Consider the following 12,742-nt stretch of genomic DNA (forward strand, 5'->3'; position numbering starts at 1 on the left):
AAAAATGCTATTTTTAGGAAACTAAAACCTGCATATTTTGATTAAAACTACCCTACTCAGTTTACTTTTTATTGGTTGTATTGCCTGTAATTCTAAAAAAGAAACCGCTCAAAAAACTCCTCGATTTACAGCAGAACAAGCACAACTCATTATGGCTGCAGACTCGGTCACTCCCATGCGGGTCTTTAAAATCACTAAAAAAAGTGATTCGCTGTTGCTGCGTACTCCCAGCGAAAGAGTGATCGTAGATCCTAACGACACCATTCTTAAAAACCTCATAGACCGTATGTATGCTACGGTGCGCGACAGCCTTTCTCTGGGTGCGGGCATTGCGGCTCCACAAGTAGGGGTCTTAAAAAATATAGCCTGGGTACAACGTTTTGACAAAGAAGGTTTCCCTTTTGAAGTCATCATCAATCCTGTGATCAAGCAGTACTCAAAAAAGAAACAAGACTGCCCGGAGGGTTGTCTGTCTATTCCCGGTAGGCGTGACACGCTTTCTACCCGGGCTTATGCCATTCTGGTTGAATATGACAAACCCGATGCTACTCATGAAATTGAAATGGTTGAAGATTTTACAGCTGTGGTGTTTCAACATGAGATTGACCACCTCAACGGCATCTTATACCTCGATCATTTAAAGCAGGAAGTTAAAGACGCAGAAGGCTTGATGACTTTAGACAGTCTTTCAAATTAAAATACCCGATAGCGGGTATAAAATTTCTTCTTGCCTTTCTTTAAATTTAGATCTAACTAAAAATCATATAGATATGTCACTTGATTACGATGGAATAGAAGGCCTGGTTTATCTTGGTAAAGGCTCAGAAAATTATCAACAATTAGTTTATGCATCATCGCTTTATGGAACATTCTTCACTGTTTATGGAAATTTTCAAGTCGAAGATAATGGTTCAGATGGTTTAAAAATAGCCAAGGCTACTTTTAGCTTGGTGAATTATAAAGGAATACTAGACATTGGTTTGCGCAAGGTTAAGTTCAACAAGGAACGTCAAGAATGTGAATTAAAACTTCAGGCACTTAAAAAAAATAAGGAATGTACCTTAGAAAATTTTGTAATTGATCCTACAGAAAATCTGAGGTTTATAAGAAACTTATCTAAAGTTTCTAGCAAAGAAAAATATATTCACGATGATGAGTTTTATTACAGAGATGGGGATTTTAAGATGAACAAACCCCCTTATGACTTACTCAATAACGACAACTGTGGTGATATCGAGAAATGCATACAAAGTAAAGTTCCTTACGAACTTGACGCAATAGATAAAGCTCCCGGCGCACGCTGTATGCTCTCAGAACTTAAAGTTTTGATTTAATGGTTCGTTTGCTGTCTAAACTTCTTTGCTTTCTAGTTTTTAGCTTTTCGTTTGGGCAGCAAACAGACTTTTCGGATTTTGATGCCTATTTTCAGTATTTAAAAGAACTCGAAAATCAGCATGCAGTTGAGCAATTACAAACCATTGCCGATACTACGTATGCCATACCGCTTAAAACTTTTGCACGTATTACGTATCAGGGATTTACCGGTGAGGCTGCAGAATATGCATCTCTTTGCCAAGAACGTAAAAGTGAAAATCCTTTTTTAAATACCGTATATCTGCTCAATACGGGCTATTATGCATTTTACTTTTCGCAAGACCGCACAGCAGCCTACCCCTATTTTTATGCTGCTTTAAAAAGCGCCAATCGCACCAAATACAAACCGCTCCAAAGACGTTCACTGCGTGCTATTTTACAGTATTTTCATCACGAAATTGCCAGAAACAATAACAATTATCAGGTTTTTTTAGATCACTATAAAAGTCTTATTAGTGATATTCATGATCAGGTTTACGTTCAGGTTTATGAGGTTATTTTTGATTCTTCTGTTTTGCATGTGCAATCGGTCTATCACAAAAGAGCTGCGCAACTAGAGCTTTTAATTCCGCAGCTAGAGCCTAATTGTAAGCTCTTACCTAAGCTTTACTTAGAGATTGCACTGTTTTATGAATTAACCGAAAACCTCAACAAATCTGCAGTTTATTATCAAAAGGTTTTTGATGAAGGAAAAGACATCCCGTATTACAACGACAACCGGTTTTCGGCAATAACAAAACTGGCCTATCTGGAGCATTTACAAGGTAAGTCTGAATCTGCACTAGAAAAACTAAAAGAAGTCTCGTGTTGCTACAACCCGCAAGATTCCTTAAAAAATACCTTTTTTGTAGAATATTATCTCTCCAAATTTCACGAGGGTTTGAGCAATGATTCTTTAGCATTAGCGCATTATAAGTCGCACGTTGAAGCAGGTCACCAAATCAACTTTAGAGATAATTCTTTAGAAATATCAAGACTTCAGGTTGAATTAGAAACCGAAAAAAAAGCCAACGATTTATTGCTTGAAAGACAAGCCAAAAAGCGCTTTCTCCTAATTACTTTAGGGCTTTTGGCGCTGCTTGTTATCTTAATTCTTATTGGCTATCTCGTATTAACAAATAGCAAAAAACGTCGCAAACTGGCAGAGCAACAAAATGAATTGGAGAAAGAACGCGTAAAGAATCTTTTAAAAGAACAAGAGCTTACGAGTATTGATGCGATGATTGCCGGCCAGGAAAAAGAGCGCACCCGTATTGCCGGCGAATTACACGATGACCTTGGCGCTTTAATGACCAATTTGCGTTTGCATTTTGAATCCTTAAAGTCTTCGAGAGCTCCGCAGCTTTTTGACAAGACCGATGAACTCCTAAACGAAGCCTACCAAAAAGTACGAAGCATTGCTCACGCTAAAAATTCTGGGGTTATCGCCAATCAAGGTTTACTTAGAGCTGTAAAAGAACTCGCTCAAAAAGTCTCCCAACTAAACGGCCTGGAGATTGAAGTGGTACACCATGAGATGACCAATAGATTAGAGAACAGCCTCGAACTCAGCATTTTTAGAATCATACAAGAATTGATTACAAATATCATCAAGCACGCTCAGGCGACCAGCGCAACAATTCATCTTATCAATCACGGTGACAGCTTAAATATAATGATTGAAGATAATGGTGTTGGCTTTGAAACCCGGCACGTGCTTACACGCTCTTCGGGTATGGGAATAAGCAATATAGACCGCCGCGTAGAGCATTTAAATGGAAGCTTAACCCTAGAATCTGAACCCGGAAAAGGAACCACAGTTATACTAGATATACCGTTATGATACGATTAGGAATAGGTGAAGATCATCAGTCATTAATAGATGGTATTCAATTACTCATACAGGAAGAATCACATATAGAATTGGTTTGCACGGCTATTGATGGTGAAGAACTGGTTGAAACCGTACGCAAAAAACAGCCCGATGTGATCATCACAGACATACGCATGCCTAAAATGGATGGCATACAGGCAACGAAAATTATCAAAAGTGAATTTCCTGATATAGCGGTTATAGCCTTTACCATGTTTGACCAGAATGACGCTGTACAACAAATGCTTGATGCCGGTGCATCTGGATATATTTTGAAGAATTCAAGTTTACAAACGCTTAAAAAAGCGATAGAAACGGTTGCTGCAGGAGAACGCTTTTTTGATTCGCAGATAGACCTCAATTTTATGAATACAGCCAACAGCAGCACTTCAAAAAGTGGTTTACTTACTAAGCGTCAACTCGAGATCTTGAATCTGATTGCTCAGGGCAAAACCTCTCGGGAAATCGCAGACGCGCTTTTTATAGGGGTTCATACGGTAGATACACATCGCAAAAACATGATGCGAATTCTAGAATTAAAAGGGAAAGGAGAATTGCTAAGGTATGCACTCGATAAAAAATATGATTTTTAAAAATTCAGATTCTTCGTATCAATAACCGTATAATAACCCCCTGAATTTCAACAAATACCAGATATCAGGTATTTTCAAGAAACATCTATTCATTTAGTTTTGAATGCATTAACCATTAAAACTAGTCTCTTGAAAAACAAATTTTATATCAATGTACAGAGTTCGCTATCTCTGGTTTCAAAAGATAAAGAACGTACAAACCGCATCACAAATACGCTTACACTAGCTCCACGATTAGAAACCAAATGGTTTAGTGTCTATAGTCCCATACGTGTACAACAATATGATGGTTTTGCCTGGGGTTTTGGTCTTAGAGCAGGCCCGCTGACTGTAGGTTCAGCTTCCGCAATTACCAATTTGATATCCTCAAACTCTAAAGCTGCAGACGTCTATTTAGGCTTAAAAATTCCTATTTATCAATAAGACCCTATTTATTTGAATCAGCCATTCATTTAGAAAACGCTTCAGATATACTGGAGCGTTTTTTATTTCTACCTTTACCGTCTAATCTTTTGTATATGGCTTTATCTAACAACGACATCTTTAAAAAATTGCGTGTAGCACTTAAACTGCGGGATGACGATATCGTAAAAATTTGTGCTTTAGTAGATTTTGCAGTGACTAAAAGTGAACTGGGTGCCATATTCAGAAAAGAAGACCACCCAAAATATGTAGAATGCGGCGATCAATTTCTTCGGAATTTTCTTAACGGACTCGTCATTCATATGCGCGGTCCTATGCCTGAAAAAAAAGCCGGTAAACCGACCCTTAAAAAAGACGGGGATAAAAAGAAAAATAGTAAGAAGAAAGACTCTTCTAATAAAGCAGATTAATCCTCCAGTTTAAAAATCGTATATACCGGAAAGTGATCACTCAAACCGCCCAGATACTTATCTCCGGCGTATGTACGTAGCGGATTACCGCGATACTTTCCTTCTCGTTCTTTTAAATACTCCGGATTGTAAATCGCTGATTTCTCATATTCAATGGGATTGTCATAAGCCTTCATCCAGTTGGGTGAAAGAATGATCTGATCAAACAAATACCAATCACCTCGATGGGTTAACGACCCGGCATAACGCGTTAATAAAAATACCATAGGATTGTAAAAATCAGTAGAAACCAAATGATCGCGAACTGAAATACTCTGCGGATCATCATTAAAATCACCCATAATGATGATTCTCGCTTCCGGCTCTTTTGTCTGAATTTCTGTAATAATTTCCCGATTGCGTTTTGCTGCGGCAATACGCTTAGGCTCTGAAATCGCAACACCCTCTCCACGAGAAGGCCAGTGATTTACTAAAATATATACCTGCTCCCCTTTAAGCAATCCGGATACATACAAAATATCTCGGGTATAATCGCGCACGCCCTGAGCCGTATTGATGTGTAACGAGTAGCTTCGGGTTTCTAAGACTTCAAAAAGCTGCGTGTCATAGAGCAAAGCAGTATCTATACCGCGTTCATCAGGAGAGTTGTGGTGCACAAAATCATAATTTAAACCTTGTAAAGCTTCGGTTTGCAGCAGGTCATTCAGTGTTTTTTTGTTTTCTACTTCAGCAACTCCTACCAGCGCCGGACTTATACCCGTTTCCTCTTTTCCAATTTCAGCAATAACGCCTCCAAGACCTTTTATTTTTTTCGCGTAGCGCGAAGCATCCCAGTTAAGAGCTCCTTGTGGAGTAAAATCATGATCCAGAATATTAGGATCATTAATGGTGTCAAAGAGATTTTCTAAATTGTAAAAGGCAACGCAGATTTTATTTTGAGGCATTATTTAGTTTTAAGGCTAAGCAATTTAAGAAACCCTTAGCTTCTAAATCCTTATCTTTGCAGCTTACTTTTATTTATGATTGAAGAGAATAAAATAGAATATGAAAAAACCGTATTAATCGGTTTGATTACGCAGTTTCAGGACGAAGAAAAAGCTACAGAATATCTGGATGAACTGGAGTTTCTGGCGTATACCGCAGGGGGTGAAGTATTGAAACGCTACACTCAAAAAATGGACACGCCAAACCCGAAAACTTTTATAGGCACCGGGAAGATGGAGGAGGTACGCGCTTATGTTGACCAATACGAGGTAGGTACTGCTATTTTTGATGATGAATTGAGCCCGGCACAACAAAAAAACATTGAAAAAATACTGAAGTGTAAGGTTATAGACCGTACCAACTTAATCCTTGACATCTTTGCGCAACGTGCACAAACCAGTTATGCCCGCACTCAGGTAGAACTGGCGCAGTATGAATATTTATTGCCCAGACTTGCCGGTATGTGGACACACTTAGAGCGGCAACGTGGGGGGATCGGAATGCGGGGACCTGGTGAAACAGAGATTGAGACCGATAGACGTATTGTACGCGACCGTATCACTTTACTTAAAAAGAAACTTGAGAAAATAGATAAGCAACAGGCTGTACAACGCGGAAATCGTGGAGCATTAGTGCGTGTTGCCCTTGTGGGGTACACCAACGTGGGTAAATCTACCTTGATGAATACCATAAGTAAAAGTGAAGTTTTTGCCGAAAACAAACTCTTTGCAACTCTGGACACCACCGTTAGAAAAGTGGTTATACGCAATCTGCCTTTCCTTTTGAGTGATACAGTAGGATTTATTAGAAAATTGCCTACACAGCTGGTAGAATCGTTTAAAAGTACCTTAGACGAGGTACGCGAGGCCGATTTGCTCTTGCATGTGGTAGATATTTCGCATCCACAGTTTGAAGATCATATTGCTTCTGTAAATCAGATTATGGATGAAATAGGAGGTTCTGACAAGCCGATGCTGATGGTATTCAATAAAATTGATGCCTATACCCATAAAACCATTGATGATGATGATTTAGTAACCCAACGTACTGAAGAGCATTTTACTCTCGAAGAATGGGAGCGCACCTGGATGTCTCGTATGGATGGTGATGCAATCTTTATTTCGGCATTAAACAAAGACAATATGGAAGCTTTCCGCAAAAAGGTTTATGAACGTGTGCGTGAGATTCACATTACCCGTTTCCCGTATAACAACTTTTTATATCCGGAATATGACTTGTATACCGGTGAGGAAGAAGAATAACTCAAACGTATTGAATAGAAAAAGTCCGATACAGTGCAGTATCGGACTTTTTTTTATGATTGCAATAATTGGAAATCTCTTACTTAGAATGAATACGTCAGTCCTAATAAATAATACGATTGTAATTGGCTGTCTAGATTATCAAAGTTAGGTTCTGTACCCACGCTACCGTTATCTACAAACTCAGCTAATTGGTAGTCTAAATTTTCTTGCTTGTTTCCTCTTAAACCAAACTCAAAACCAACCCCAATATTATTGAAGAGTTTATAGTTGAATGAATTGATCCAGGTAAAGTTTGAGTAGTCACTACTCTTATAACTTTGGAAAGCTGAGAGGTTAGATTTAAAAGCTATTTTACCGATCTGACGGGTGTAATCTGCAACGATCTTAGCTCCTAAAGAAGATTCAAAAACTGAATCTTCGCTGCTAAAAACAAAGTTATAGTTTAAAGGATGCACCACAACTGTAAGGTTATTTATAGGAGTCCACGTCATACCCACACCCACATCAAGATATCCCGGATCATTAAAGTTATCAAGAATCGTAGTACGGTATTCCCCTAAGGTAGAAACGGCAAGCTTTTCAGATAACTTGTAACCGTATAAAGAGGTTATATTAAAAACATCTGTCGCGTTGCGGAAACTGTCGTCGTCTGTAGGATCGTCACGATCGTCAAACTTCACCCAACCCAGATTCAGATTTAATGCATTTCTCCAGAAATAGTTATCTGCTTTCTTATTTGCGAATGCATTTACAGTGGCACCAACAGTTGCAGAAGAAACGTTAGGATTCCCTTGAGAATACCAACTATTAAACCAGCTAAAGTTTGCGCCTACGGTACCAAACGCACCAAATTTCCAACCTGGAAGATTATCTATTTGAGATTGCAATGATTTTACTTCTTTTTGAAGTTTTGCAATTTCAGCTTTTTTAGGAGCCATCTCTTCTTTTAATTCTTCTTCAGTTTTATCCTGAGCATATACAGCAGTTAGTGTACATGTCATCAAGAAAACAAATAGTAATTTTTTCATAGTTCTGTTTGTTGCTTTCGGCAAAGATAATTAACCGTCATTTTTTAAACAGGCGTAAATACTAAGAAAAATAAGATTTATTAATTATTTGTTCGTTTTAAAAAGCGGAACAGAAGAGCAAGCCTCTCCAAACATCAGGCTTTTAACTACGGGTTGTAGTTTTTGAGTCAATAAAATATAGGCGTTTTGAGGTACCGGTTTATTAGAACAACCTTTAACAATCACATACTCATTTTCATAACCTGACACCTCCAATTGTTGAATAACTTCAGTATATAAAACGGTCTCTAAATCAGTAAGTGAGCCTACAATTATTTTTTTTGCAACAGATTGTAAATAAGTAGTTACAAGCATATAAGCCCAGGCAGGCACAATAGCATCTGTGCTGCATTGAAGCGCAACATAAGAATCCTCATAAACAGACCAGTCAAAGTTTTTTAAGCTTTCGCGAAAGTCTTTTTCGCGCAAAATAAAACCTTCGGTAAGCCATTGAGCAATATCAATAGTTTCCCGTTTTCCGGCAGGATATAAATCCTCCAGATTAAAAGTTTTAAGCTTGCTGTTTGCTACTCTGTTTATGATTTCTTCCATAAAAATAGATTAAAGGTTTAAAGCAGACCTAATTCTAATTTTGCTTCTTCACTCATAAGATCCTGCGTCCAGGGTGGATCAAAAGTAATCTCAACTTCACAGTCTTTTACCATATCTATGGTCTTAACCTTCTCCTCTACTTCTACAGGCAGCGTTTCTGCTACCGGGCAGTTAGGAGTGGTAAGTGTCATTAAGATTTTAGTCTCATAATCTTCATTTACAAACACATCATAAATAAGCCCAAGCTCATATATGTCTACCGGAATTTCCGGATCGTAAATGGTTTTTAGTACGCGAACAACTTTTTCGCCTAACTCTTGTGTATCTATCTCTTTTGTATCGCTCATCGTTCTAATCTTTAGTGTTTTTGTCGATTGCTCGCTGTGTCCTTACAAACATATATATAATTCCGCCTGCTAAGATCATAAAGCTTAAGAATATAAAACTTCTTGACTCATCACCTTTTGGAATTACAAATACTGAAATAGCCGCCAGAATTGTAAAAACAGCACCGACTTCTAACATGCGTAAGGAAGAATATTTTTGTGCAAAGTCCTAATTATCTTGATTTCTCATAGCCTTTACTGTACGGTAACCATAAAGAGGGTTGATTTTTTTAGGAGGAAACTTATACATAAAAACTGCTACAATTAGAAATACAATACCACTCAACCCTATAGTTAAAATGAAGCTATTTTCTAAATTCATCATTAGTTTCCGGCTTTAGCCTGATAGGCTATTGCATATAGTTTAATCTGTTTAATCATACTCACCAAACCATTTGCCCGGGTTGGCGAAAGATGTTCTTTAAGACCTATTTCGTCTATAAAAGAAGTATCTGCATCCAGAATTTCCTGAGGCGGTTGCCCAGAAAAAGAACGGATCAAAATTGCTATGATCCCCTTAGTAATAATCGCATCACTGTCTGCGGTGAACTCGATTTTATCGTCTTTAAGGTCAGCATGAACCCACACCTTACTTTGACATCCTTTAATGATGTACTCGTCTGTCTTGTACTTCTCATCAATAAGTGGTAACGATTTACCTAACTCAATCATGTATTCATAACGCTGCATCCAGTCGTCAAACATCTCAAACTCTTCAACTATCTCCTGTTGTATTTCTTGAATACTACTCATAATCATTAATCGTCTTTTGCTGTCAAAATCAGCGTGTTTTCAGCATTATAGAGCCTCAGTTTTCCTTTTTTAATTGAAAAGGTATTAGCCTTCGACAATGCTTGAAAAAAATTATATTCTAAGGATGTTCCTTCAGGACACATCATTTTTGTTGAGATTGCAGGTGAAAACTTAATGCTCTCCCCACTAACAACATATGTAGAACTGTAGCTGTTACAAACTCCTCTACCATTGATTTGACCGGTCTCTTCATTAAAAATAATGGTCATCTCTTTATCTGCGATAGAATCTGTTTTTACAGATTGTACAATGTATTTACCCTTTGGCCCTTGCATCTTTTTGTTAGTGGATTTACACGAACTAAAACCTACTAAACCGAATATAACCAGTGCTATTACTATTCTCATATTGCTATTATTTTGAATATGAAATTACTAGTATTCCTTGAAATACCCGCAAATCGAAAGGTTAAAATTAACTCAACATATTTTTAGCACGCTCAACAGCAGCTACTAATATGTCAATCTCTTCTTTAGTATTGTAAAACGCAAAGGAAGCACGCACTGTACCGGGAATCTTATAAAAATCCATAATAGGTTGTGCGCAATGGTGACCGGTACGCACGGCAACACCCAGCTTATCGAGGATCGTACCTATATCGTACGGATGAATTCCTTCTATATTAAATGAAATTACAGCTGTTTTTTCTTTAGACTCTCCGTAGATTCTAAGTCCGTCTATTGCTTTTAATTTCTCTGTACCGTATTCTAAAAGTTCATGCTCATATGCCGCAATGGTTTCAAAGCCTATCGCATTCATATAATCTAGAGCAGCGCCAAAAGCAATACCGCCACAAATATTTGGGGTACCTGCTTCAAATTTATGCGGCAAGCCCGCATAGGTTGTTTTTTCAAAAGTGACCTGATCTATCATCTCACCCCCACCTTGATACGGAGGCAATTGTTCTAGCCATTTCTCTTTTCCATACAGCATTCCTACTCCGGTAGGACCACACATTTTATGAGCAGAAACCACATAAAAATCAACATCAAGAGCCTGAACGTCTGCTTTGATATGCGGAGCAGCTTGAGCACCATCTACTAAAACCGCACCACCCACTGCATGTGTTTTTTCAATAATAAATTCAATGGGATTTACAGTTCCCAGTGCATTACTCACGTGATTTACAAAAACTAATTTTGTTTTATCCGAAAGCAATTGTTCAAAAGCATCCATATCAAGTGTCCCGTTATCTGTCATAGGGATAACCTTAAGCACTGCACCGGTCTTTTCACAAAGCATTTGCCAAGGCACAATATTAGAATGATGCTCTAATGCTGAAACAATAACCTCATCTCCTTCCTTTAAAATTTCGGCATAGCCCGAAGCGACAATATTAATCCCGTGCGTTGTCCCTGAGGTAAAAAGGGTTTGATAGGCATTAGGGATATTGAAATGCTTTTGCAATTTAATACGAGCCTGCTCGTAAGCATCTGTAGCTTCTTGAGAAAGCGCGTGAACACCACGGTGAATATTTGCATTATAGTTAGAATAATAATCTACAATAACATCTATTACCTGTTGTGGCGTTTGCGAAGTCGCAGCATTGTCAAAATACACCAAGGGTTTCTCATTGACCTTTCGGTTTAGAATAGGGAAATCCTTCCTTATACTCTTGACATCAAAGGTTAAAGGTGTGCTGACGCTAGCCATAACTGAATTTTTGAAAATTTATAGAATAAGAAAACGTATGCTACAGGTCAAAACCAATATTAACGCCTAACTTATCTGCGATAAGATTAGTAATACGTGCTTTTAGCTGTGGAATTTTTACACTCTCCAGAACGTTATTAGCAAACGCGTACATCAATAAAGCACGACCTTCTTTGACACCTATACCACGAGTTCGCATATAAAACAAAGCATCTTCATCAAGCTGACCAATAGTACAACCATGAGAACAACGCACATCGTCAGCAAAGATCTCTAATTGAGGTTTTGAATTTATAGAGGCTTTATCACTGATCAGGATATTGTTGTTAGACTGATACGCATTGATCTTTTGTGCAATCGCATCTACCACAACTTTACCGTTGAAAACACCGGTAGATTTATCATCAAAAATACCTTTATAATCCTGATGACTCTCGCAGTTAGGCTGCTTGTGATGAACCAAGGTATTGTGATCTACGTGCTGCTTGTCTTCTATTATGGTAATACCTTTTAGAATAGAGTTGTTATGTTCCCCATTCTGATAGAAGCTGAGATTGTTACGCGTTAATTTTCCTCCAAAAGAAAAAGTATGCACCGAAACTTCACTAGATTCTTGCTGATCTATATGCGTGTTATCTATTAAAGAAGCATTTTCTTTATCGTTCTGAATTTTATAGTAATCTACTCTTGCGTGTTTTCCGGCATAGATCTCTGTAACCGAATTTGTAAACACAGCATTAGAGTTAAGGCTCTGATGACGCTCAATAACCTGTACTTCTGCATTTTCTTCAGCAACGATCAGGTTACGCGGTTGAAGCATTAAATTAGCCTCATTACCGGTAGAAAAATGAACAATCTGAATAGGTTTATTTACCGCTCTGCTTTTAGGAACATAGATGTATGCACCTTCTTTTGCAAAAGCTGTATTTAAAGCTGTAAGGCTTTCTTTTTTAGCAATTTTGTTGAAATACACATCAATTACCTGCTTGAACTTTGGCTTAGTAAGTGCCGAACTCAATAAACAAACATCTACACCATCGTGTGTCGTTTCAGAAAGATACGAACTGTAAACGCCGTCTATAAACACAATTTTATAGGTGTCTATATCATTTAAGAAATACTTCTTAACGTCTTTAAATTCAATAGCATCATCTGCATGAGAAACCAAACTGTAATCTGGTTTTGTCAGGCTATTCAAAGAAGTGTATTTCCAGTTCTCATCCTTTCGGGTAGGAAAACCGTGTTCTTCAAATACTTTAATAGCTTCATCTTTAATATCGTGAATACTATTATCAAGATCTGTGTTCTCCTGAAAAGTCAGGTATGATGATAATAATTTATCTTTTAAACTCATTTCGTTACAGTTATAA

At 37.8% G+C, this 12,742-nt stretch carries 16 protein-coding genes; 7 read left to right on the forward strand and 9 right to left on the reverse strand.

Annotation, left to right across the window (positions count from 1 at the left end):
• The first annotated feature begins 37 nt into the window (after nucleotides 1–37).
• From DSM02_RS11170 to DSM02_RS11195, 6 genes are all read left to right on the forward strand, one after another.
• Nucleotides 38–697, forward strand: a complete 660-nt coding sequence (locus DSM02_RS11170) for a peptide deformylase (RefSeq protein WP_128765715.1) — start codon at nucleotides 38–40, stop codon at nucleotides 695–697.
• Nucleotides 698–770: 73 nt separating this feature from the next.
• Nucleotides 771–1,334 carry a hypothetical protein gene (locus DSM02_RS11175; RefSeq protein WP_128765716.1) on the forward strand — a complete coding sequence of 188 codons (564 nt, stop codon included), beginning with the start codon at nucleotides 771–773 and terminating at the stop codon, nucleotides 1,332–1,334.
• Nucleotides 1,334–3,196 carry a sensor histidine kinase gene (locus DSM02_RS11180; protein WP_128765717.1) on the forward strand — a complete coding sequence of 621 codons (1,863 nt, stop codon included), beginning with the start codon at nucleotides 1,334–1,336 and terminating at the stop codon, nucleotides 3,194–3,196. The genes DSM02_RS11175 and DSM02_RS11180 overlap by 1 nt, the downstream gene beginning before the upstream one ends.
• Nucleotides 3,193–3,819, forward strand: a complete 627-nt coding sequence (locus DSM02_RS11185; RefSeq protein WP_128761637.1) for a response regulator — start codon at nucleotides 3,193–3,195, stop codon at nucleotides 3,817–3,819. Before DSM02_RS11180 ends, DSM02_RS11185 begins: the two co-directional genes overlap by 4 nt.
• Before the next feature lie 129 nt (nucleotides 3,820–3,948).
• Nucleotides 3,949–4,242 (forward strand): hypothetical protein, encoded by a 294-nt coding sequence (locus DSM02_RS11190; RefSeq protein ID WP_205875140.1) that lies wholly within the window; start codon nucleotides 3,949–3,951, stop codon nucleotides 4,240–4,242.
• A gap of 95 nt (nucleotides 4,243–4,337) precedes the next feature.
• Nucleotides 4,338–4,652: a DUF1456 family protein gene (locus tag DSM02_RS11195; protein ID WP_128765718.1), complete on the forward strand. Its 315-nt coding sequence runs from the start codon at nucleotides 4,338–4,340 to the stop codon at nucleotides 4,650–4,652.
• Here the strand turns inward: DSM02_RS11195 and DSM02_RS11200 are convergent.
• On the reverse strand, nucleotides 4,649–5,596 hold the full coding sequence (locus tag DSM02_RS11200) for an endonuclease/exonuclease/phosphatase family protein (RefSeq protein ID WP_128765719.1): 948 nt from the start codon (nucleotides 5,594–5,596) through the stop codon (nucleotides 4,649–4,651). The two genes, DSM02_RS11195 and DSM02_RS11200, sit on opposite strands and share 4 nt — an antisense overlap.
• 75 nt (nucleotides 5,597–5,671) lie before the next feature.
• Here DSM02_RS11200 and hflX point away from each other — a divergent pair, with 75 nt between their 5' ends.
• On the forward strand, nucleotides 5,672–6,898 hold the full coding sequence (gene hflX, locus DSM02_RS11205) for a GTPase HflX (RefSeq protein ID WP_128765720.1): 1,227 nt from the start codon (nucleotides 5,672–5,674) through the stop codon (nucleotides 6,896–6,898).
• An 83-nt stretch (nucleotides 6,899–6,981) separates the two neighbouring features.
• On the opposite strand, the gene DSM02_RS11210 is transcribed toward hflX, so the two are convergent.
• The 8 genes from DSM02_RS11210 to sufD all read right to left on the reverse strand — a co-directional run bounded on the left by DSM02_RS11210 (nucleotide 6,982) and on the right by sufD (nucleotide 12,726).
• A complete protein-coding gene (locus DSM02_RS11210; protein WP_128765721.1) occupies nucleotides 6,982–7,929 on the reverse strand; it encodes a DUF3078 domain-containing protein in 948 nt (315 codons plus the stop codon).
• A gap of 84 nt (nucleotides 7,930–8,013) precedes the next feature.
• The gene (locus tag DSM02_RS11215; protein WP_128765722.1) at nucleotides 8,014–8,520 is read right to left on the reverse strand and encodes a DUF2480 family protein; all 507 of its coding nucleotides are present in this window, start codon (nucleotides 8,518–8,520) and stop codon (nucleotides 8,014–8,016) included.
• 17 nt (nucleotides 8,521–8,537) lie between these two features.
• Nucleotides 8,538–8,867: a DUF59 domain-containing protein gene (locus DSM02_RS11220; RefSeq protein WP_073099325.1), complete on the reverse strand. Its 330-nt coding sequence runs from the start codon at nucleotides 8,865–8,867 to the stop codon at nucleotides 8,538–8,540.
• 4 nt (nucleotides 8,868–8,871) lie between these two features.
• Nucleotides 8,872–9,045, reverse strand: a complete 174-nt coding sequence (locus tag DSM02_RS20375; RefSeq protein WP_164918295.1) for a hypothetical protein — start codon at nucleotides 9,043–9,045, stop codon at nucleotides 8,872–8,874.
• A gap of 185 nt (nucleotides 9,046–9,230) precedes the next feature.
• A complete protein-coding gene (locus tag DSM02_RS11225; RefSeq protein ID WP_128761652.1) occupies nucleotides 9,231–9,659 on the reverse strand; it encodes a SufE family protein in 429 nt (142 codons plus the stop codon).
• A gap of 5 nt (nucleotides 9,660–9,664) precedes the next feature.
• The gene (locus DSM02_RS11230; protein WP_128765723.1) at nucleotides 9,665–10,066 is read right to left on the reverse strand and encodes an META domain-containing protein; all 402 of its coding nucleotides are present in this window, start codon (nucleotides 10,064–10,066) and stop codon (nucleotides 9,665–9,667) included.
• 67 nt (nucleotides 10,067–10,133) lie between these two features.
• Nucleotides 10,134–11,372 carry an aminotransferase class V-fold PLP-dependent enzyme gene (locus DSM02_RS11235; protein ID WP_128765724.1) on the reverse strand — a complete coding sequence of 413 codons (1,239 nt, stop codon included), beginning with the start codon at nucleotides 11,370–11,372 and terminating at the stop codon, nucleotides 10,134–10,136.
• 40 nt (nucleotides 11,373–11,412) lie between these two features.
• Entirely contained in the window at nucleotides 11,413–12,726 is a 1,314-nt protein-coding gene (gene sufD, locus DSM02_RS11240) for a Fe-S cluster assembly protein SufD (RefSeq protein ID WP_128765725.1), read from the reverse strand.
• Nucleotides 12,727–12,742: the final 16 nt, after the last annotated feature.

Source organism: Leeuwenhoekiella polynyae, assembly GCF_004104075.1.
GTDB lineage: Bacteria > Bacteroidota > Bacteroidia > Flavobacteriales > Flavobacteriaceae > Leeuwenhoekiella > Leeuwenhoekiella polynyae.